This is a genomic window from Metabacillus rhizosphaerae (assembly GCF_037201795.1).
In the GTDB taxonomy this organism is placed as follows: Bacteria; Bacillota; Bacilli; order Bacillales; family Bacillaceae; genus Metabacillus; species Metabacillus rhizosphaerae.
Window position 1 is genome coordinate 119,451 of the sequence record NZ_CP147403.1, and the last position, 21,814, is coordinate 141,264.

Annotated in this window: 19 protein-coding genes and 1 pseudogene; 6 read left to right on the forward strand and 14 right to left on the reverse strand. The window is 35.8% G+C overall.

Going from position 1 to position 21,814, the window contains the following annotated elements:
* The first annotated feature begins 122 nt into the window (after positions 1-122).
* The 4 genes and pseudogenes from WCV66_RS00695 (at position 123) to WCV66_RS00710 (ending at position 2,074) form a co-directional block, all read left to right on the forward strand.
* On the forward strand, positions 123-251 hold the full coding sequence (locus WCV66_RS00695) for a YfhE family protein (RefSeq protein WP_232329061.1): 129 nt from the start codon (positions 123-125) through the stop codon (positions 249-251).
* Between the two features lie 245 nt (positions 252-496).
* A complete protein-coding gene (locus WCV66_RS00700; RefSeq protein ID WP_066335972.1) occupies positions 497-688 on the forward strand; it encodes a YfhD family protein in 192 nt (63 codons plus the stop codon).
* A gap of 300 nt (positions 689-988) precedes the next feature.
* A pseudogene (locus WCV66_RS00705) lies at positions 989-1,510 on the forward strand (N-acetylmuramoyl-L-alanine amidase family protein); the annotation flags it as partial.
* Between the two features lie 156 nt (positions 1,511-1,666).
* The gene (locus WCV66_RS00710; protein WP_413789649.1) at positions 1,667-2,074 is read left to right on the forward strand and encodes a peptidoglycan-binding domain-containing protein; all 408 of its coding nucleotides are present in this window, start codon (positions 1,667-1,669) and stop codon (positions 2,072-2,074) included.
* A 331-nt stretch (positions 2,075-2,405) separates the two neighbouring features.
* Here WCV66_RS00710 and WCV66_RS00715 read toward each other — a convergent pair whose 3' ends face one another.
* From WCV66_RS00715 to WCV66_RS00750, 8 genes are all read right to left on the reverse strand, one after another.
* On the reverse strand, positions 2,406-3,539 hold the full coding sequence (locus WCV66_RS00715; RefSeq protein WP_066328454.1) for a DEAD/DEAH box helicase: 1,134 nt from the start codon (positions 3,537-3,539) through the stop codon (positions 2,406-2,408).
* 233 nt (positions 3,540-3,772) lie between these two features.
* Positions 3,773-4,351 (reverse strand): histidine phosphatase family protein, encoded by a 579-nt coding sequence (locus WCV66_RS00720; protein ID WP_338787610.1) that lies wholly within the window; start codon positions 4,349-4,351, stop codon positions 3,773-3,775.
* Positions 4,352-4,753: 402 nt separating this feature from the next.
* Entirely contained in the window at positions 4,754-5,950 is a 1,197-nt protein-coding gene (locus WCV66_RS00725) for a class I SAM-dependent rRNA methyltransferase (RefSeq protein WP_338787611.1), read from the reverse strand.
* Positions 5,951-6,066: 116 nt separating this feature from the next.
* Positions 6,067-7,035, reverse strand: coding sequence for a sugar phosphate isomerase/epimerase (locus tag WCV66_RS00730; RefSeq protein WP_338787612.1), 969 nt, complete (start codon positions 7,033-7,035; stop codon positions 6,067-6,069).
* A 13-nt stretch (positions 7,036-7,048) separates the two neighbouring features.
* Entirely contained in the window at positions 7,049-8,068 is a 1,020-nt protein-coding gene (locus WCV66_RS00735; RefSeq protein WP_338787613.1) for a Gfo/Idh/MocA family oxidoreductase, read from the reverse strand.
* Positions 8,069-8,073: 5 nt separating this feature from the next.
* Positions 8,074-9,105 carry a Gfo/Idh/MocA family oxidoreductase gene (locus tag WCV66_RS00740; RefSeq protein ID WP_338787614.1) on the reverse strand — a complete coding sequence of 344 codons (1,032 nt, stop codon included), beginning with the start codon at positions 9,103-9,105 and terminating at the stop codon, positions 8,074-8,076.
* Positions 9,106-9,204: 99 nt separating this feature from the next.
* Positions 9,205-9,927: a ThuA domain-containing protein gene (locus tag WCV66_RS00745; RefSeq protein WP_338787615.1), complete on the reverse strand. Its 723-nt coding sequence runs from the start codon at positions 9,925-9,927 to the stop codon at positions 9,205-9,207.
* A gap of 103 nt (positions 9,928-10,030) precedes the next feature.
* The gene (locus WCV66_RS00750; RefSeq protein WP_338787616.1) at positions 10,031-11,056 is read right to left on the reverse strand and encodes a LacI family DNA-binding transcriptional regulator; all 1,026 of its coding nucleotides are present in this window, start codon (positions 11,054-11,056) and stop codon (positions 10,031-10,033) included.
* 181 nt (positions 11,057-11,237) lie between these two features.
* Between WCV66_RS00750 and WCV66_RS00755 the strand changes: the two genes are divergently transcribed.
* Positions 11,238-11,432 carry a YwbE family protein gene (locus WCV66_RS00755; RefSeq protein ID WP_066328433.1) on the forward strand — a complete coding sequence of 65 codons (195 nt, stop codon included), beginning with the start codon at positions 11,238-11,240 and terminating at the stop codon, positions 11,430-11,432.
* 802 nt (positions 11,433-12,234) lie between these two features.
* On the opposite strand, the gene WCV66_RS00760 is transcribed toward WCV66_RS00755, so the two are convergent.
* Together WCV66_RS00760 and WCV66_RS00765 are read right to left on the reverse strand one after the other, a co-directional pair.
* The gene (locus WCV66_RS00760) at positions 12,235-13,146 is read right to left on the reverse strand and encodes a DMT family transporter (RefSeq protein ID WP_396652612.1); all 912 of its coding nucleotides are present in this window, start codon (positions 13,144-13,146) and stop codon (positions 12,235-12,237) included.
* Between the two features lie 111 nt (positions 13,147-13,257).
* Positions 13,258-14,376, reverse strand: a complete 1,119-nt coding sequence (locus WCV66_RS00765) for an FAD-binding oxidoreductase (protein WP_338787617.1) — start codon at positions 14,374-14,376, stop codon at positions 13,258-13,260.
* A 247-nt stretch (positions 14,377-14,623) separates the two neighbouring features.
* Between WCV66_RS00765 and WCV66_RS00770 the strand changes: the two genes are divergently transcribed.
* Positions 14,624-14,797: an asparagine synthase gene (locus tag WCV66_RS00770; RefSeq protein ID WP_066328428.1), complete on the forward strand. Its 174-nt coding sequence runs from the start codon at positions 14,624-14,626 to the stop codon at positions 14,795-14,797.
* A gap of 114 nt (positions 14,798-14,911) precedes the next feature.
* On the opposite strand, the gene WCV66_RS00775 is transcribed toward WCV66_RS00770, so the two are convergent.
* The 4 genes from WCV66_RS00775 to WCV66_RS00790 all read right to left on the reverse strand — a co-directional run bounded on the left by WCV66_RS00775 (position 14,912) and on the right by WCV66_RS00790 (position 21,588).
* Complete coding sequence (locus tag WCV66_RS00775; RefSeq protein ID WP_066328427.1) at positions 14,912-15,862, reverse strand: sugar ABC transporter substrate-binding protein; 951 nt, start codon at positions 15,860-15,862, stop codon at positions 14,912-14,914.
* Positions 15,863-15,968: 106 nt separating this feature from the next.
* Complete coding sequence (locus WCV66_RS00780; RefSeq protein ID WP_338787619.1) at positions 15,969-17,999, reverse strand: PAS domain S-box protein; 2,031 nt, start codon at positions 17,997-17,999, stop codon at positions 15,969-15,971.
* Positions 17,965-18,825 (reverse strand): CheR family methyltransferase, encoded by an 861-nt coding sequence (locus WCV66_RS00785; RefSeq protein ID WP_066328419.1) that lies wholly within the window; start codon positions 18,823-18,825, stop codon positions 17,965-17,967. The genes WCV66_RS00780 and WCV66_RS00785 overlap by 35 nt, the downstream gene beginning before the upstream one ends.
* 3 nt (positions 18,826-18,828) lie before the next feature.
* Positions 18,829-21,588: a response regulator gene (locus WCV66_RS00790; RefSeq protein WP_338787620.1), complete on the reverse strand. Its 2,760-nt coding sequence runs from the start codon at positions 21,586-21,588 to the stop codon at positions 18,829-18,831.
* Between the last annotated feature and the right edge of the window lie 226 nt (positions 21,589-21,814).

Genomic DNA, 21,814 nt, shown 5'->3' on the forward strand with positions numbered 1-21,814 from the left:
GAGATCATTGATCTCACCTATTTTATTGATTTAATATTTTTTAGCTAAGAGGTAATTTGTATGAATCCACCCTCATTTGTCAAAACTAATGATGAATACTATATTTTGGAAGGATGATTACATTGGCATCAGAAAGAAAGAAGCGAGATAAGACAAAAAGTACTCTATCTAGTATGCAAGAAGTTACTTATTCTAGAGAGTTTAAAAGTGCTGACCGTGCTGGTGGATACATAAGTAAATCAAGACACTAACTTCCAACATGAAATCATGAAAAAAAGCCATCCTAATCTTGTACGACAGTTACAAGTACAAAAGCTCAGGGCGCCTTGAACAGCCACGGGCAAATAAGCCGCTCATGAATAGAAGGTGTTTTTTACCTTCAATTCATGAGCGGCTTAGACCCAAGAGGGGCTAGGCGCTGGAGCTGGATGTCAAGCGCTCATCCACTGTACAATGAATTTTAAAAATTCTTTAACAAACAAAGGAGGGCTTTTTCATGGGTCGTGGACATCAACATAATCATAAAGCTCGTGATAAAAATTCAGTAACGCTTCCTCAAACTCCCAAAAATTTAAAAAGAGACGGTGTAGACGAGGAATTCTCTCGTGAGATCGCAGACCAAGCAGATATGGAAGCTCAAGCTAGAGCTAACGCTGCTAATCAACGTCAACAAACAAACAGAAAGTGATAATAGTGTAGAAAAGGAGTGGAAAACCCACTCCTTTTTATTATGTGAATAACTATTGTCGAAAATGTGGATAAGTTTAATTAAAAATTGTGAATATTGTTAATAACTTGTTAATATCTCCAGCAATCGTTTTCATTTTATCCACAATTTTATCCCATAAGCGTTGTCACCCTAACCTAATATGCTGTGGACAATGTTAATAACTTTTCACATTGTTCATATTTTTCACAATAAATACTCCTTTTTCATAATCTATAACGTATTGGTTTGTATTAATAAAATGACAGGGGTGTTTATTAGTTGGCATACGAGATCACTCGAGATTATATTCGTACTGGTAATTCTCGGTCTGGGCAACGTATTGGGACTGTACGCTTTATTGTCAGCCATGATACTGGAAATCCAGGCTCTACAGCTTATGGTAATCGCAATTATTTCGATAATCAGCAACCTTCCGCATCTGCACACACCTTTATTGATGATAAATATATACTTGAAATTATTCCTTTAAGCGAAAAGGCTTGGCATGTTCGTTCTAATGTACCAGGTGACAATAGTCGATATGGTGCTAATTCAAACGATGCTGCCATCGGAGTGGAATTGTGTCACGGCGGGAAAATCAATTTTCAACAAGCCTACAATCGCTATGTCTGGTATCACGCATATCTATGTGATAGATTTAATCTAAATCCGAAATCAGATATTATTGCACACGCAACTTTAGATCCCTCAAGAAGAACAGATCCAATAAATATATTAAGAACACACGGAATTTCCTGGTCGATGTTTATCGATGATGTTGTTGAAGTACTTCGGAACTTCAACGGAGCAATTCCATCAGCTCCTGCTGCACCGTCAGCACTTTCAAAACCACAAACTTCTAAACCACCTGCTTCAGTTGTTAAAGGTACAACCGTTACATTACCGATTGGTGAAGGAGATTCCGGTCCCTTTGTTCGTGATATTCAACAAGAATTAATAAAAGCTGGTTACAGACTTCCCAGATTTGGAGCAGATGGAAAATTCGGAGAAGAAACTGAAAATGCTGTAATGAAATTTCAAAGAGATAATAATCTGGCTATAGATGGTTTGGTTGGACCCGTTACTTTAAACCGACTACAAGAGGTTAATCATCAAAGAGTATCTGCCTCAGATTTCCCATTACCAACAGGTGTTTATCGTCGTGGAGATCAAGGAAATGCAGTTAAACAAATTCAAAGAGCTTTAAAACAAATAAATTTTAATCCCGGATCAATCGATGGCATCTACGGACCAAATACGGAAGATGCCGTAAAAAGATTTCAATCAATGTATAGAGCACTAGCTGATGATGGTATTTATGGTCCAAATACACGAAAATATATAAGAATGGAATTAGATGATTAATTCTTAAAATTTCATGTATAACTATCGCCAATGCAACATAAAGTATTATTACAACTCAGAACTTACACCACGTTTCTAGAAAGCACGCTGCTCATATAGAGTGGCGTGTTTTATTGTCACAAAAGCGCAAGCGCCTTGAACAGCCTCTGGCAAATTAGCTAATTTAGAATAGAAGACGTTCTTTGAATTCAATTCTAAATTAGCTAGACCCTAGATGAGCTAGGCGCTGGAGCTGGATGTCGTGCGCTTATCCACAGTTTAAGCATTTAAGAATTTTCTAAACAATAAAAAAAGCTTGAAGGTCTGACAAATTATATCAGACCATTCAAGCCTATGCTTCAACTAATTCACCTTTATATAATCTGTTCTTTTTCAAAGTTATACCTAGCTCATTTGCCAATTTCTTCAATTCCCTTACTTCTCGTTCTGTTACAATTGACACAACTGTTCCTGAAGCCCCTTGTCTCCCTGTTCTTCCTGAACGATGAACATACTGTGATGCATTAGCTGGAAGGTCAAAATGGATTACATGAGAAAGCCCAACGATATCTAAGCCTCTTGCAGCTACATCTGTTGCAAGAAGAAGTCCTTGTGTATCTGTTCTTAAGCTTTTTAAAGCAGCTTCTCTCTCTTCTTTTTTAGTATCACTGTGCAAGAGGTGTAAATCAACGCCCTTGAACTCTAATTTTTCAGCGAGCACATCAAGACTGCCTATATCTTTCACAAACCCTAAAGCTTTCATTCGAACTGTTTTAGCTAATCTTTCTAAAATGGTTATTTTTTCTCTCTGCTCACAAACAAGATAAACATGCTCCACATCACCTACAGGCACTTCTTCTAAGCCAACTTTTATGATCTCAGGATTACCTTTCATAAGATCTCTCGCCTTTGATTCTGTGCTTTCATTTAAGGTAGCTGAAAACAACACTACTTGGCGTTCATTCAGTGTTGTTTTAATAATATCTTTCATTGTATTTTTATGTTCAGGAGTGAGTAGCTGATCCCCCTCATCTAATACAATTGTTTTCACCTCATGCATTTTTAACTTTTTCATTTTAATCAATTCATGAATTCTTCCTGGCGTTCCGACAATTACTTGCGGGCTTTTTTTCAGCTTCTCAACTTGTCGTTTAATATTTGCACCACCTATAAAAGAAGCGCTTGTTAATCCGCTACCTTCAGACCACTTTTTAATTTCATCAAAGATTTGCATAACAAGTTCCCTTGAAGGGGCAAGAATCACGATTTGGGCATTCTTCTTATTTGCATCAATATTATTTAACAGTGGTAGTACATATGCTAGTGTTTTTCCTGTCCCAGTTGGAGATTCAGCAATAACATCTTTCCCTTCTAAAATAAGGGGAATTGTTTTAATTTGAACCGCAGTTGGCTCTTGAAAATTTGCCTTTTCCCAATTCGTTTGAAGGAATGGTTTTATATCCGTTAAAAAATTCGCTTGTGTCATGAAAAGCTATCTCCTTTACTTAACAAAATTCGTTACTTTCATGATGATAAACTACCTATAAAATTATGTAGTCTTCACGTTATTTTATAAATTGCTAACTCTAGCAAAACCGATTTTTAACTATTGGTCACCCTTTTAGGTGCTGGGAGTTTTACTGCCCGTTAACAATGGGATAAACAGAATAAAAGTCAACCATTATAGTACAGCTAAATAACAATAAAAGCAAAGGGATTCTATAACGCAACAAAATCTATGTATGTTTTTGGAACCTCAAGATTTCTCAAAAAGATAAAGAACGCCATTTTTCGCCCTAGTAATTTTAGGACCACTAAAACCATTTTTTTAACAAGGTATTTCTGAATATATATCATTAATGCACCATGACTGACAATTAGGATATTCTCCTCTTCATTTTCCATTGCCTTTTTCACAACATATTCAATTCGATTTATTACATCAACTTTCTTTTCCAATTGAGATTTATGATTCACCATCCATGAGAGTCTTATTAATAGCATCCATAGAGGAAATGGCATTTTCACATTTCGTTTAAATAAAGGATAGATAGGTATTTCTCTTAATTCCTCCATTATATCAATGTCACCTTTATAGATCTGCCTTGCTGTTTTTTCGGCTCTATATAAGTCACTTGAAAAACATCTATCCCATGTGGTTCCTTTAAAATTGACTTCTTTACCTTCTATATCTGATGAATCATATTCCTGTATCCATTGAAATAGCCACTCTTGAGTTAAACTAGCACTTGGGTAACCTTTCATAACCTTAAAATGACGAACTAAACCAATTTTCATATATTCTCCTCAAAACAATATTTCGGCATATTTCCCCAGAAATAATTATCATTCTGCAAATAAACAGAAAACAATGACAAATTATTTACTAGTTTTCTCTAGAAGAAAAACCTCATATCCAGAATTTTTGATAATTTCCGTGCAACCTACACCCGATTTTTACACCATTCACATCTTTCTTTACTAGTATTCTATTTTTCTCTTTTTTTATGGATCCCACAAAAAAAGAAACACTCTTGTTGAATTTAAAAACAAAATAGCTGACACATTTATATCTAAATTCTAAGAAGAGAAATGTGTCAGCATCTTTGTGTTAACTGAGGCAGGTATATTTCCGTAGGAAAGCGGGTTAGCCTAACATATGTGAGATCAGGTTAAAATTCCATTAAAGCCACTACTTCTTTATGACTCCTTTTTAATAATCGCCACTTTGAGATAGTTACCCTCTTTAAATTCCTTTATTGTTTTAAAATCATTTGGAAGGCTAAATTCCTCAAGGATTTTGTATGTCTCCCCAGAAGCTTTAAAAGCCTTTTCAATAAAGCCTTTAAATTTACTCATTCCAAATGTGCTACAGTTGGAGGAAGCAACAATGATTCCATTTTTTTCTGTAATGGTTATCGCTTGCTTTAATAAATCCGGATAATCTTTACCTGCACTAAACGTATGTTTTTTTGAACGCGCAAAGCTTGGTGGATCGAGAATGACCATACCGAATTTTAATTGCTTTCTTACAGCATATTTAAAGTAATTAAAGACATCTTCAACAATAATATCGTGTGCCGCGTAGTCTAGTCCATTTACACTAAACTGTTCAATCGTCTTAGGCTTGCTGCGATTTGCTAGATCAACACTCGTTGTTTTTGATGCTCCACCTAATGCTGCTGCAACAGAAAAAGCACCTGTATAAGAGAATGTATTTAGTACATGCTTACCCTCTGAATATTTATCACGAATCGTTTTACGTACATCTCTTTGATCAAGGAAGACCCCAACCATCGCACCATCATTTAAATAAGTCGCAAAGTGAATTCCATTTTGCTTCACTACTAGGGGAAAATTGGCCCTCTCTCCTGCTACAAAATCATCATCTTCTATATATGTACCTTTATCGTCAAATCGTTTCTTTTCATATAGTCCCTTAAAGCTCACTAGGTTTGTCAGTGCCTCAATCACATAGTCTTTAAACCGATAAATCCCCTCACTATACCAGCTCATGACAAAATAGCCATCATAATAATCAATGGTTAAGCCACCAATCCCATCGCCTTCACCATTGAAAATTCGAAATGCAGTTGTTTCAGGATCTTCAAAAAGAGCTTTTCTATAATCCAAAGCCTGTTTTATTTTCCCCTGAAAAAAAACTTGATTAATTTCTTCCTGCTTATTTCTAGTTAGAACCCAACCTCTTCCTTTGTTTTGCGTACCATAATAGCCTTTTGCAAGAAATTGATTTTTATCATCAAAAAGATCGATAATTGTTCCTTCTACTTTTAATACTTCACTATTTTTAATTGCATCCTTATTTATAAGTGGATAACCTGATTTGAAATACTTTACAAAATCTGATTTCACCTGTAAGTTGATTGTTTTAGCCATTTATTCACCCAATCATTCTTTTATTTAGGGGTATGACCCCTTTCCAACTATTCCATCATACCCATTTTTGCTAGAAAAATAAAACCCCTCTTGTTTTCAAGAGGGGTAGTGTCAGCTTATACCCACCACATTTGTGATGGCGTTTCATTAATTAATACAGTTTTAAGATTTGTAACAGCACGTTCAAAGCCTTCATCAATTGACATGATAGGATCTTCGTGCTCAATGCTCACAACATAATCATAGTTATATGTGCGAAGCGCACTCATGATATCATTCCACTCAGTTAGGCTATGACCACATCCAACAGATCTAAATGTCCAAGCTCTTGTTTGAACTTCTCCATATGGCTGCATGTCTGTTAATCCATACATATTCACATTGTCTTGATCGATATATGTATCTTTTGCATGGAAGTGGTGAATTGCATTTGCTTTACCTAAAATTTTAATCGCTCCAACTGGGTCAATTCCTTGCCACCAAAGATGACTTGGGTCTAAGTTAGCTCCGATCGCATCACATGTTGCCTCGCGAAGTTTTAGCAATGTATATGGTGTGTGAACTAAAAATCCACCGTGTAATTCTAAACCAATTTTCACATTATGCTCCTGTGCATATTGGCCAACTTCTTTCCAATAAGGGATTAATTTCTGTTCCCATTGCCATTTTAATACATCGCCGTATTCATTTGGCCATGGTGTAACAGGCCAGTTCGGATTTTTCGCATCTTCATTGTCTCCAGGTGTACCTGAGAATGTGTTAACAACAGGAACATTTAATAAAGATGCTAGTTTAATTGTTTTTAATAATGTCTCATGGTGATCTTGTGCTAATTCTTTATCTGGAGAAACAGGATTTCCGTGACAGCTAAATGCACTAATGATTAAGTCGCGTTCTTGTATCTTAGCCAAGTATTCATTACGCTTTTCTTCACTCTCTAATAGAGTATCTAAATCACAATGTGTATTCCCTGGATAACCGCCTGTGCCGATCTCTACTGCATGTAGTCCAGAAGCCTTCACTCTATCTAGCATTTCTTCGAAAGATTTATCATTAAACAGAACTGTAAATACACCTAATTTCATAGTAATTCCTCCTTTATTTTGTCACTTCAGCAGACTTATAAATTTGATCGATAATTTGTGACACCTGTAACGCTTCCTCAGGCTTGACAACAAGTTCAGCTTTTCCGAGACAAGTATCAATGAAGTTTTTAGCTTGGGCAAGTCCAGGGTCATCTTCACCAGGTACCCAGGCTGCTTGACTATTCATAAGCATTCCATTTTTTGCTGTATAAAGCTCAAGTGGAAACACACTCAATCCACCTTCAACACCAGAAATACTCACGTGCTCTTGGTCATCTAATATATTAGCTGCCCAAGAGGTTTCGAGTAAAAGTGATGCTCCATTTTCGAATTTAATATAGGCGGTGACATGATCGTCTACATCAAATGTTTCATGGTCAAATGTTCCCCATTGATTAACACTATTAGGGGTTTTACTTAATATATTATAGGTACTACCATTTACAGAAATATGTTTCGGACTACCCATTAACCAAATGGCTAAGTCTAGCAAATGGCAGCCGTAATCAATTAAGCTACCTCCACCTTGAAGGGATTTGTTCGTAAACACACCCCAGCCCGGTACCTTTCGACGTCTCAATGCTTGTACTCTTGTTACAAGTGGTGTTCCAACCTCTTGCATCATTTGTTTTGCCGCTTGAGAGTTCTTCATAAATCGGTAGTGGTAGGCAATCGCTAGTACTTTATTTGAACGCTTTGATGCCTCTAGCATTTCCTCACATTCTTCTGAAGAAAGCGCCATCGGTTTTTCACAAAGAACGTTCACACCTGCTTCTAATGCAGCAATGGTAATCTCTGCATGGAACTTATTCGGTGTACAAATACAAACAGCATCTACTTTTTGAAACATATCACGATAATCTTCATACACGTTTTCAATGTTATACTTAGCAGCAACTTCCTGTGCTCTTTCTTTATTCACATCACTAACTGCTGAAATCTCACAATTTTCATTAAGTTTTTGAAAGGCTGGGATATGACGTCCCTGCGCAATGCCTCCCACCCCAATGATTCCAATTCGTAATTTAGTCATCGTAATCACTCAAATACTTTTGCGATTGTTTTCGTGTCGTTCGATTTAATTGCTGCAAGAATAACGGCTAAAGATTTCATGCCTTCTTCTCCATTAATTAATGGCTCTGTGTTATCAACAATAGATGCCACAAAGTTATCAATTACATGTGTTGTGTTTTGGCCGCCCTCAGCATTTGATTGAATTTTGCCAAGCTCATAGTTAACAACTTCACCATTAGTATATTGAACTACAAGTGAATATGTTGGGTTATCTTCTAATCGGATAATTGCTTTTTCTCCGTAAATAATTGTTGAATTATCTTCTTTTGCTGTATAAGACCAGCTAGCAGCCAGTGTACCGATTATCCCGCTTTCTGTTTTTAATGCACATACTGCAGTATCATCTACATCAGCAAATTCCTTTGCAGTTGTTTCAATAAATGCACCAACCTCAACAATCTCTTCTCCAAGTAAGTAGCGGAGTAAATCTGTTTTATGGACTCCTAAGTCACCCATTGCACCGATATATGCTTTCTCTTTCTCAAAGAACCAGCTTTCTTTCCCATCAATGCTCCAGCCTTCTGGGCCAGGGTGTCCAAATGCTGTTCTGAAGCTGTAAATCTTCCCAATTGTACCGCTTTCAATTAATTGACGAGCAAGCTGATGTGAACGTACAAAACGTTGATTGTGAGCAATCATTAGTTTCTTACCACTTTTGTTTGCTGCTTCAATCATCGCGTCTGCTTCTTCTTGAGAAGTAGCCATTGGTTTCTCACATAAAACATGTAGACCATTATTTAATCCTTCTATTGAAATAGGTGCGTGTAAATAGTTTGGTGTACACACACTTATGGCATCAACTTCTCCACTTTGTATTAATTCTTTGTAGTCTGTAAATGCTTTTGCGTTATATTTTTCAGCAACTTCCTTCACACGATCCTCAACAATATCACATACCGCAACTAGCTCAACCTCATTATTTAAAGCATACTCAGGTAAATGACGATATTGCGCAATACTTCCACAACCAATAACACCGATTCTTAATTTTGCCATTTTATTTTCCTCCCGTTTTTGTGGAGAGTAGATGGAGCCCTTTGCTCCATTCCTCCCCTACCATTTTCTATATAAATTTTAAAAATCCTGTTCAATTCTTTATTTTGCTGAAATTGTTTCTAATGGCTGCGCATTTCCATAAACAGGGCGTTTACGATCTGCTGGCTTAACATATTTCACCGCATTTTTGATTACTTGTTGTACTTGTTCATTGTGATAAGTTGGATATGTTTCATGACCTGGGCGGAAATAAAAGATCTTACCGTTTCCACGTTTGAACGTACATCCACTACGGAAAATTTCTCCACCTTCAAACCAACTAGTAAAAATCAACTCGTCTGGTGCTGGAATATCAAAGTGTTCTCCATACATTTCCTCTTTTTCAAGTTCAATGTATTCCCCAATACCTTCTGCAATTGGGTGAGTTGGGTCAACTACCCATAGGCGTTCTTTTTCATCTGCTTCACGCCATTTTAAATCACAGCTTGTTCCCATTAACACTTTGAAGATTTTTGAAAAATGGCCTGAATGAAGGACAATAAGACCCATTCCATCAAGTACGCGTTGCTGTACCTTTTTTACAATTTCATCTTGGACTTCATGGTGTGCAAGATGCCCCCACCAAACTAGTACATCTGTATTTTCTAACACTTCTTCTGTAAGTCCATGTTCTGGTTCATCAAGTGTAGCTGTTCTTACTTCATAGTTATCTGACTGTAAAAATTCAGCAATTGCTCCATGAATTCCCTTTGGATAAATCTCACTTACTACAGGATTTTTCTGTTCATGTCTATTTTCATTCCATACAGTTACTCTTGTCATAGTTTTCACCCTAATCTATTATTTTTATATATCGTGTTTACATTCATAAGTGAACCGGTTAACAACTGATAATTTTACAACTTGATTAGATGAACTCACCCCCTTAAATGTTTGTCGTAGAATCTCGAACAACAAGTTCAACAGGCAGCATAATTTGTGTTGGTTGAAGATCCTTATTTTCAATGGCATCAATTGCAGTCTCTGCTGAAACCGCTCCTTTACGAAAAACATCTTGACGTATAGTCGTTAAACTTGGTGATGAATATCTACTAATCATCAAGTCATCGAATCCGACAATCGAAATATCCTCTGGTATCCTTTTGCCAAAATCATTAAGTGATTTTATTATTCCTAATGCAGTAATATCTGATGACGTAAATATTGCAGTAATCTGTTTGTTTTTGGATATTTCTGTTCCTATTTTATAGCCATTTTCAAAAGAATTGGCTTTTCCTTCGATGATCATACCCGATTTAAACTCAATATTTGCCTCAGATAATGCCCGTTTATATCCTTGGAAGCGCTGTCCATCAACATTACAATCTACTCTCCCATTCGGAACAAAACTAATATTCTTATGTCCTAATTCAATTAAATGCTTCGTTCCTAAATATCCTCCATGTTCGTCGTCTATTCGGATATTATGATAAAAATTTGCATATTCTTCAAACGAATCGACAAACACTAAAGGTGTGGATAACGTTTTCATTTCTTCATATACTTTAAGAGGAAACCTTCCAAATACAAGAAGTGCATCTAAATTTCGTTTCATAACCCAGTTTTTGCATTCCTCTGGCTTTGAGATACCAGAGATTAGAAAATCATAGCCATTTTTACGACATACATATTCTACCCCACTGAGCAGTTCACTAAAGTAATGATTTTCTTTAAAAATTGGTGATAATGAATCATTTACTAAAGGCATAATAACGCCTAACATTTTTGACTTTCGTTTGGATAAGCTAATTGCAGTAAAATCAGGCTGATAGTTTAGCTCTTCTATAGCTAAAAGAACTCTCTCTTTTGTTTCTTCTGATACCTTATTTACTCCATTTAGCACATAGGATACTGTTGCAGATGAAACTCCAGCGTGTTTTGCTACATCTCGTATCGTTATTTTTTGATTCATATTGCCTCCAGTTAAGCGGTTAACTAACTTTAAGATGATTATATAATAGCCTGCCTAGAAGTTCAATAAATTATTTTTGATTTTTATTAAAATAAAAGAAAAAGATTCATCTAGTTTACACCTATGAGGGTTTAGGCTACTCTATAGAGATACAATTCAAAAAAAGAAAAGAGGCAGATCATTGAACGGTCAAGAACGAAAGAACATCACAGCTGGGATATCTGTCAAAATTGTTTTGAAGCAACACCAAAGAACTGGTACTTTAACTGAAGGTGTTGTAAAAGATATCCTTACTAACTCGAGTTTTCATCCTCACGGTATTAAGGTAAGGCTAAAAGATGGACAGGTTGGAAGGGTGAAGGAAATTTTAAACTAGGATACTTTTTTCATTTTCTTTTAAGATCCTAAAACTTCTTTAAATCCTACTTTCTGACATACTTATAGCTGCTCAGATATTTAAACCACATTTCCACTTCATAAATAATGAAATGAAAAATCACACTCCAATTTTAAAGAGTGTGATTTTTCTATAACATACCTTTTATAATAAAGCTAAAATCCTCAAACCCTAATAGCGAATTTTAATAAAATGATTACCTTAGTAAGTAAATGCAATTTTCACTGTTAAAATAATAAATGTTAGGAATCCTACCTTTGAATTTTTCATTTTGACAGCCCCTTTACCTTTGATACTTTAACAATACAGCATCCAAAAGTACTTGTAAGTATTCACGTCAGGTTATGTAACATGGTTTTTTATTCAATTACTCTTCTTATTTGCCACCTATGTAACAAATACTTACAAAAGCATTTAAGTTCATTTGCATGTCTTGTTGGCAATAATCTCGCTGATAAATGTGCTATTATTTTTTTACTCACTTTTTCAATGTATATACTCTATAAAAATGGTAATAATGTTTTTTATACTTAAGAGATTGTGAGGTTACTAAAATGAAAAGTATATTACCTGCTACTTTTTTAGTATTTTTTACACTTGTTGGATTTTGTTTGTATTTTCTTTATCAACTTAGTATATTCACTGTTAAAGTTATGGTTTTTGCACTATAGAGATTAACAAGCATGGCTAGAAAATCAATATCTAGTTAGTACACCAGGAATGTGAAAATAGTGATTAACGAATGAAGGGAAGCAGCATCAAATGCTGCTTCCCTTCATTTTTAGCCGCTTACCTCTGCCGTAATTGGCTTTCTCTCCATCGCAATCCATGCAAGACCGAAAATGATGACAATGCCACCAATTATTTGTGTAATCAATATTTGCTCATTAAAAAAGAATGCACCAGTTACCGCGGCTGCAGCAGGTACAAAATATCTGTAAAAATTCGATTTTGCTGCACCTACTTTATTCATTGATAGATTCCAAATAACGAATGCTGCAACAGTACATAGTATAACGTTGTAGGCAATTGCCCCCCATACACCTATTGTAAAATCATTCCACTGTATAGTTTGCCACCCTCCCAAAGTTACAGGAAATAAGAGCAATGAACCAAATAAAATATACCATGCTGATACACGTAAGGGTGAATATTTTTTCATTAAAGGCATACAGGCTAAATTAAACAATGCTCCTATTAAGCTAATCAACAGTGCAAGTATGTTTCCCAGCATATACTGAGAACTAAAATCAAATCCATCCTTACCACCTAAAATAATAAGGAACACCCCGATTAATGCTACAAATCCACCAATCGCTAATCTAGGTGTCATCACTTCCTTTGTAAAAAGGGGTGCAAAAAGAGCGGCAAAGATTGGCCATGGTGCAACATTTAATAATGAAGCGTTTGCAAGTGTCGTAAACTTTATTGAATACATCACTAATATTTCTAAAACAGTTACCCCAAAGAAACCGATAATTGCCAACTTTAGTAGATCGCCTTTCTCTACTTTCACACTTCCCTCTGTCCATTTCAATACTCCAAACAAAATCGGTAGAGCTAAGCCAAACCTAAGAAAAACAAACACCTCAGGAGAAAACACTTCCATTGCAAAACGAGAAATTCCAAAATTAACACCCCAGATTATGGCCACGAGGATAAGGCCTACATAATAAAATTGAGTATTTTTCACATCGTCCATCCTATTCTTTTAATCTAGCTGAATTTGAGTTAATTATAGCAATATTCGCGATATTAAACCTTATATTTTATTTAAAAAAGTGCCAGGCATTGTTACCTAACACTAAATCCCAAGAGCTCCTACTACATCATAGAGAGAAACATCAATCTCTGTCTTCTCCCTTAGTGCCAGTTTCGCAAGCTCCGATCCTAAATATGGACCACTTGTTAACCCCGATGCACCTAACCCATTAGCCAGTAAGATCCCTTCGTAATTAGGTAAAGCACCTATGACAGGAAGAAAACCTGGAGTAAACGGCCGAAAACCTACTCTTGTTTCAAGCATCGTACAATTCGCTAAGCCTGGTGCAACTGCCAAGGCCTTTCCAACTATTTCATTCAGTCCACCAGCTGTTACTCTGTAGTCTAGTCCAACCTCATCTTCATGTGTTGCACCGACAATAACTCGACCATCTTCAAACGTTAAAATATATTGGTCATTTGGTGGCATTACAACTGGCCAATGACTCGTATCCGTACCTTGAATTTCAAGGTGAACAATCTGTGCTTTTTGAGCTGTTACTAAAAACTGGATACCTAATGGCTCAATTAATTCCTTTGACCATGCTCCAGCAGTGACAATAACCTGGTCAGCATTTAAAACCTTTTCATTCAGTTTGATTCCACTGACTCGTTCATCTTTATGTACTAGACTGGCGTCACCTAGGTGAAATACAGCACCATTCTTTATAGCAGCATTTATTAAAGCTTTACGGATAGCTCGTCCGTTTACGCGTGCTCCTCCACTCACATGAACAGAGCCATATTCCTCAGAAAGTGGAGGAAATAGTTTTTTTGTCTCAGCCGGCGATAAAATTGTAATTTCACCAATCTCTGGTGCATCCTCACGTCGTTTCTGTGCACGTTCAGCCATCTTTTTTAGCTTTTCCTCATCCGTATGGAGGCTAATTGCCCCAACACACTTATACCCTGTTTCCTTTTCACCGTCATCTTCTAATTTTTTAATCAATTCAGGATAATACTTTGCTCCACCCTTTACAAGCTGATACCATGCTTTATTGCGTCGTTGTGAAAGCCATGGACAAACAATCCCAGCTGCTGCATCTGTAGCCTGACCTTGGTCATGACGATCAACTATTGTAACATCAGCCCCTGCCTTTGCAAGGTGATATGCGGTCGATGCACCGAGAATCCCTGCCCCTACTACGATAAATTTTCTCATTCAATACACCTTCATTTTATAATGACTTTTTTTTATTTTACAGAACATTTACATTGTACTCAATTTAGATATTAGATTTAGAGAAGGCTTCCAAAATCAAGTATACAATGAAATACTGACGTTTATGCTTGATGATCTTAGGTCATATTAACCACCAAATACTATATTTAATATTCACATTCAATAATGGGAATATTAAAAAACGGTGTAAATACACCAACTAACTACGATGTGGAGGAAAATGACTATGAATATTCGTGAAGGGTTAATTCCAACTGCATTAGGCTCAGCAGTAACAGCTACAGGTTATGTGTTAAAGCAAAAACGTGGTTCTAATAAAATGGTTGCAAACACTGTTTTTGGTTTTGGTTTAGCTCACGTTGTATTAGGAGCCATTGACCTTGTTCAACATCGTCGTTAGGGAGTAGAAGGATGACTTGAAACCTTGGCTGTTGAGTCATACCTTTTATAAAAAGTAAGAATCCTTGCAATTAAGCAAGGATTCTTTAATTTTGCATTGTTTACTTAAGGTATATCACTTCAACAACTTATTAAGAAATTTCAGTCTACCTTCCGCATTTTCTTTAATAATGATATCTACACCACTATCAATGTTTTTCTCAACCTTTTCTCCCTCTGCAACTTTTAATGCGTTTTCAACACTTAAGTAACCCATATCATATGGATTTTGTGCTACTGTACCAGGTAAGGTCCCATCTTTAATTAATTCAAGCATTTCGGTAGTTCCATCTGCTCCTGTAACCGGTATGTTCATTCCACGCTCATTAATAACATCTAGAGCCTTTAGTGCAATCTCGTCATTTGATGCCATTACTCCTTTAATGTCATGGTGATTCTTTAAAATTGTTGTCATTGCATTTCTTACTGGTTTAGAATCATTGGATAATTCAGTAATTTGTGCCGCAACTATGATCCCAGCATCTTCTAAACTTTGTTTAGCTCCTCTCATTCGATCACCAGATACAGGGCTTGATAGGTCGCCGCCAATAAGAGCTACTTCATCTCCAGGCTGAAGGTGGGATGCTATTAATGATCCTGCTTTTTCGCCTAATTCAAAGTTATTAGTACCAATATAACTTGTTTTATTTGCCCACGGATCATCTGTATCCAAAAGTAATACTGGAATGTCGATTTCAACAAATTTCTCCAATATTGGTATGGCCTCGGATGGTACAATTGGCGAAACGACCAATACATCAGGCTTTTCTTTAAGTACCTGTTCTAATATTGCATTCTGTTCTTCAATTGTCCCGACTCGAGGTGCAAGTACTTTACCATCTATACCAAAGTCTTGAAACCCTTTAATAACACCAGCATTAAGAATTTCCCAATACTGAGAATTTAAATCCTTAAAAACAACGACTACTTTTGGCTTTTCGTCTGCAAATGATTTCGTGATAAATCCTATAATAATGGCAGAAAAGACAAAGACAATAAGCAAAAGTAATTTGCTTTTTTTAAACACGCCATCCTCTCCTCTCTGTATTGATTCATGTCGAAAGAAAGTAGGTCTAATAAATTTGCGAAAGTTTTAGTCTATTCACCTTCATACAATTACTCAATAAGTTATTTTAATTATGATTTAAGTCAAAACGAATCGAGAAAATTGTTCCCATACTACCCGTTTCGATATCAATGTCAGCATGGTGGCGTTCCGCTACACTATAGCAGATAGCTAGCCCTAATCCAGTTCCCTTCTCCTTAGTAGTAAAGAAAGGTGTTCCGATTTTCTCTAAAACCTCAGGGCTTATGCCTGAACCTTGATCTTTTACTTCCAAAATGACTGCTTGTTCTTCTATATACGTTTTTATCGTAAGTTTTCCACCTGATGACATTGCATCAAGTCCATTGAGTGCAATATTTAAAATAAGCTGACGAATCTCCTTTTGGTCAAGGTAAATATCTGGACATTTTCCTAAATCAAGATATATATGCTTACTTGAACGCAATGCTTCTGCTTGAATCAATGGTGATAAAGCTTCGATGATTGTATTTAAATTATGCTTCATCTTAACGCTAACCTTATTCTTAGCCAAATTAAGGAACTCGGTAATGATTGAGTTCGCTCTATTTAATTCTTCTAACATTAAATCAACAATTTCTACAGGTAAATTATCACGGTCATTCCTAGTAACTTGTAAAAAGCCGTGAACCGTTGTCATCGGATTTCGAATTTCATGGGCAATTCCTGCAGCCATCTCTCCAATTAAATTCAAACGATCTAATCGATACATTTCCTTCTCCAAATGAACCCTTTCCGTAATATCAGTCAAAACAATAAGGGTGCATGGCTCTGGATGAATATCTATCATTTCTGTTGACAATAACCCTGCCCGAATCTCGCCATTTTTCGTTTTGTAGCTAATTTTCCTATTACGTATGGTCTGATTGAGATCGATATAGCTGCCATCTGATTCATCGATAAAATGTTGTATATTAATACTTTTGTTTACCAACTCCTCATAACTATATCCAATAATGTTCACCCAACTTGTATTTATGTCGATAAACATTTTATCTTTAAGTGAAAAAATCGCCATTAAACAAGGACTAGATTCAAAGATTTTCCTAAATCTTTCTTGAGAAAGATAAAGATGATCCGCTATCTTATTTCGTTCTTCTATCTCTTTTTGAAGCTTCTCGTTAGCCTTTAAAAGCTCAAAGGTCCGTTCTTCGACTATATGCTCCATATTATGTAGCTTTTGCTTTTTAACTTCCTCAATTTGCTTTCTTTCAGTGATGTCACGAATTGTACAGACAAAAATCTGTTGATCTTCCACTGTCGTTTCTCCAATTTGAATATCGGCAGGAAAGTAACTTTCATCCTTTCGTAATGAAACAGACTCAATCACCTTGCCTACAGCTTTTTTTATAGAGGAAAAGATAGAAAATGATGATTTATTCTCATTGTCATCCTTCATCTTTAGAAATAGCATTACAATATTTTTACCGATTATTTCTTCAGCTTCATAGCCAAACATGGTTTTTACAGCTGGATTAACCGATAGAATAAAGCCTTGTTCATCAAAAGTCACAATGGTATCCATTAAGGTTTCACCAATAACTTTTGCTAATGCTTCCGTGCGGCGTAAATTTAAAGTTGTTCGATCAAGTTTTTTATTAACTTCATTAAGTTCGACATTACGTTCTAAGTCACTTTGAATAATATTCTCTTCATGCTTTTGGTGGATTTTCACAAATTGTTCAATTTTCTGTTTAAGCGTTTCTGGATGAAATGGCTTAAAAATATAATCAATCGCACCTACAGAATAACCTTGCTGAACATTTTCCATATCTTGACTAATTGCCGTTATAAAAATAATCGGTATATGTCTGGTTTTTTCTCTAGCTTTAATAAGTTTAGCTGTTTCAAAACCATTTAGCCCAGGCATTTGTACATCAAGTAAAATAACAGCAAAATCATGTTTAAGCATACACTTTAAAGCTTCTTTTCCTGAGTTCGCACTAACTAAGTGATAGTTTGGAGATATGAGTACAGCTTCCAATGCTAATAGATTTTCTGGATGATCATCCACCATTAAAATATTAACCTTTTTTGTAGGTGTACTATTTAATTTTGCGATAGAGTTTTTCCGATGCATCAAATTCTCCGTAACAGTTTTCATAACTTGTAAACTTTATCCCCTCTCTTTTACCTAGTCCAAGAAAACCAGATAAGCTTAGGCTATCGTAAAATAGCTTATGGACATCATTTTGAAGACACTTATTAAAATAGATTAGGACATTACGACAAATAATAATATCAAACTCGTTAAATGAATGATCTGTTACTAAATTATGCTGTGCAAATACAACATTTTTTTGAAGAAAGGGATGAAAAAAAACCTTATCATCCACTGCCTTATAATATTCTGAAAAGGCCCTTTTCCCGCCTGCTTCAAAGTAATTTTTTGTATAACGCTGCATTCCATCTAATGGAAAAGTACCTTTCTTCGCCTTATCTAAAATACTTGCATTTATATCGGTGGCAAAAATTCTCGTTTTTTCGTAAATCCCTTCCTCATGCAAAAGAATAGCCATTGAATAAACTTCCTCTCCAGAAGAGCAGCCAACATGCCAAATACGGATATCTGGATAGTCTTTTACTAATGGGATAACTTTTGTCCGAAAAGATTTAAAAAATTCGGGATCTCGGAACATTTCGGTAACGTTTATTGAGAAATCAGAAATTAGGCTCTCCATAACGACTGGATCACGTAAAACCTTTTCCTGTAAAGCAGATACACTCGTTAAATTCTCCTTATTAACACGATGGCAGATTCTTCTTTGAATAAAAGGAGTAGCATAATTTCTAAAGTCATATCCATAGTAGCGAAACACGGCCTCTAGAAGTAAATCTATTTCAATTTTCTCAACCTCTTCTACTTCTGCTTTATTATGATTGTGTATTGTAAATTCGCTCGTGATTTTCTACCCCTCCTTACTATACAACCATACTTGCATGAGAGAGAATAACTGATCTAAATTAATCGGTTTACTAATATAATCTGTTGCACCAGCATTTAGGCACTCTTCTCGACTATGCTTCATTGCTTTTGCTGTTAGAGCTATAATTGGAATTGCTTCAAATTCTGGGATCTTGCGAATTCTTCTCATTGCTTCAAACCCATCTATCTCAGGCATCATAATGTCCATTAGAACCAAATCGGTATCAGGATTGGCCCGCAGCACATCAATGCCTTCACGACCATTTTCTGCGACAATAATATCCATTTCATACTTCTCAAGAGCAATTGTTAAGGCATAAACATTTCGGATATCATCATCAACGATAAGAACTTTCTTATCTTTTAACAATGACTTACCATGTTGCTTCATCGTAACTTCCGCATTATCTTTGGTCGTTAAGTTAAGTTGATAATTCTCAATCTCAAGTCCAACTGCTACTTCTTTTAAAGTAGCTTGCTCATCAATTTTGCCGCTTTGTTCGAAATGGGGCAAATATAATGTAAAAGTACTTCCTGTACCTTTCTTACTCGTTACCTCTATAAACCCACCTAATAATTGAGCGTATTCTCTACTAATAGAAAGACCTAATCCAGTACCGCCATATTGACGACTTGTCGTTCCATCTGCCTGCTTAAAGGCATCGAATATTGTTTCTTGTTTATCATTATCTATACCAATTCCTGTATCGATTACAGAGAAGGCTAGCATAGGTTTAACCTGTTTATCTCCCTCGAATAAGTGCCTTCCATTGCCTTCTTTTACTACTTTATTAATAACTAGGGACACACTCCCACTTTCAGTAAATTTAAATGCATTTGAAAGGAGATTTTTTAGCACTTGCTGTAAACGTTGTTCATCTGTATAGAAACTCTCTGGCAAACCAGTTTCCAATTCAACAGAAAACTGAACATTTTTATGACGAGCTATTGGAGAGAATTGACTAGTAATAAAATCTCTCACCTTTTGAAACTCTACTTCTTTAGGGATAACCTCTAATTTACCTGACTCCACTTTCGCCAAATCTAAAATATCGTTTATCAAATGTAGTAAATCATTTCCAGATGAGTAAATCGTACGGATATATTCTTCTTGTTTTGCTGTTAGGTTGCCTTGTCCATTCTCAGAGAGGATTTGCGCCAATATTAATAAACTATTAAGTGGTGTTCTAAGCTCATGGGACATATTTGCTAGAAACTCGGATTTATATTGAGAGCTTAGCTCTAGTTGCTGAGCCTTTTCTTCAAGTGCCTCTCTCACCTTTTCTACCTCTTTTTTCTTTTGTTCTGAGGTCTCATATTGCTCTTCAAGTTTTTCGTTAGTTGTCCTTAATTCCTCTTGCTGCAGCTGTAACTCCTCAGATTGCGCTTGAAGTTCTTCTGTTAAAGCTTGGGATTCCTGTAATAATCTTTCTGCCTTCATACGGTTTGAAATACTATTGATTGTAATACCTATATTGCTATTCACTTCCTCAAGAAGCTTTACTTGAGAAGGACTGAATGGTTCAAAGGATGCAATTTCAATAACTGCAAGTACATCATCTTCGAATTGCACAGGTAAAATAATGATATTTTTTGGTGAGCCAACTCCCATACCTGAACGGACTTTTATGTAATTTTCAGGAATCTGGTTAAGTAAGATTGGACGTTTTTCAGCCGCACATTGCCCAATTAGTCCTTCTCCAATTCGAAAACGCTCAAATTCTTTATTTTCATCAGAAAAGGCATATGCGGATAGCTTTTTTAAAAACTGCTCACTTTCTTCAACTTCCTTAATATAGAAAACTCCGAAACTAGCACCCACCATCGGGACAAGCTTGGCAATTAACAGTTCCGCTAGCATTTGAATATTTTCAACTTCTGGATACATTGTTGCTATTTCGGCAATCTTTGTTTTCAGCCAGCTATGTTCTTCTGCTTCGTCTATGAATTTCTTCTCAAGCTTACTATGCTCTTCAAGCGCCTTTGCCATTTTGTTAAACGCGACAGCGATTTCACCTATTTCATCTTTAGAAAAAATCTCAATTCTTGGCAATTTACCGAAATCACTAGTAGAAACACGTTTCATGACCGATGTAACATTGTTAAGATTTTTTGTAATGCGACTAATGATCCATATTGTAAATCCGATTCCAATAGTCAAGGAAATGGCTAAATAGATATAAATAACGGTGACCGCCCAATTGTATGTTTCTCTCGACCTTAGGAGCTCATTTTTCATTTCTTGTTCCTGTAAGCCATGAAGAAGGTCTGCAATTTGCAGCATTCTTTGTCTAGTAAGCTCCGCTTCATTCCACAGTGAAGGTTGAATATCGACTTCACTATCTATATTTTGAGTAGTCATGACTTGCTGGGCCATATTCTGATAGGACTTATGCAATGTTTTAAACTTAGCAATCAGTTCCTGAGACTTTTCTTGAGTATCCCTCTTTTCAAGTGACTCAATCGCAAGCTGCATATTTATATGTGATTCTTCCCATGCATTTGTTGCAATTTGTTTGTATTCACTGGATTGAACACTCGTAATCTCTCTTAATTCTCTACCAATATTAGAGGTCTCGTACTTAATATCAGAAGCCATATCAATTCTGTCATACAATTCATTAACAACCACTTGCATATTCACTGTTGATTGTTGAAGTAAATTCATTAAAATAACAACAATTATCGAAATCAATAAAAGTAATGATCCTATGCTCGCATAGAGCTTTGTTTTAAATTTCATATGACCTCCGTATTTACCAAACAGTTTTCTTTCTATACTTAGTTCAAACTATATAAAATTTTAATATTCAAATTAATATTTTTCTTATAATAATACTTTAAAGTGTTGTGCCTGTCACCACCCGGAATTTGTAGATAACTGTCGAATTTTACACAATTATTTTTTTCATCTATTACTATTCCTTTTATAATTAATAAAATAAAAAATGCCTTCCCAAATGGAAAGG

Bases quoted from the DNA above. Each gene is read 5' to 3' on its own strand.
- WCV66_RS00700 (WP_066335972.1), top strand. From the start codon at position 497: ATGGGTCGTGGACATCAACATAATCATAAAGCTCGTGATAAAAATTCA.
- WCV66_RS00715 (WP_066328454.1), bottom strand. From the start codon at position 3,539: ATGACACAAGCGAATTTTTTAACGGATATAAAACCATTCCTTCAAACG.
- WCV66_RS00720 (WP_338787610.1), bottom strand. From the start codon at position 4,351: ATGAAAATTGGTTTAGTTCGTCATTTTAAGGTTATGAAAGGTTACCCA.
- WCV66_RS00725 (WP_338787611.1), bottom strand. From the start codon at position 5,950: ATGGCTAAAACAATCAACTTACAGGTGAAATCAGATTTTGTAAAGTAT.
- WCV66_RS00730 (WP_338787612.1), bottom strand. From the start codon at position 7,035: ATGAAATTAGGTGTATTTACAGTTCTGTTTAATGATAAATCTTTCGAA.
- WCV66_RS00735 (WP_338787613.1), bottom strand. From the start codon at position 8,068: ATGACTAAATTACGAATTGGAATCATTGGGGTGGGAGGCATTGCGCAG.
- WCV66_RS00740 (WP_338787614.1), bottom strand. From the start codon at position 9,105: ATGGCAAAATTAAGAATCGGTGTTATTGGTTGTGGAAGTATTGCGCAA.
- WCV66_RS00745 (WP_338787615.1), bottom strand. From the start codon at position 9,927: ATGACAAGAGTAACTGTATGGAATGAAAATAGACATGAACAGAAAAAT.
- WCV66_RS00750 (WP_338787616.1), bottom strand. From the start codon at position 11,056: ATGAATCAAAAAATAACGATACGAGATGTAGCAAAACACGCTGGAGTT.
- WCV66_RS00765 (WP_338787617.1), bottom strand. From the start codon at position 14,376: ATGAGAAAATTTATCGTAGTAGGGGCAGGGATTCTCGGTGCATCGACC.
- WCV66_RS00770 (WP_066328428.1), top strand. From the start codon at position 14,624: ATGAATATTCGTGAAGGGTTAATTCCAACTGCATTAGGCTCAGCAGTA.
- WCV66_RS00780 (WP_338787619.1), bottom strand. From the start codon at position 17,999: ATGCATCGGAAAAACTCTATCGCAAAATTAAATAGTACACCTACAAAA.
- WCV66_RS00790 (WP_338787620.1), bottom strand. From the start codon at position 21,588: ATGAAATTTAAAACAAAGCTCTATGCGAGCATAGGATCATTACTTTTA.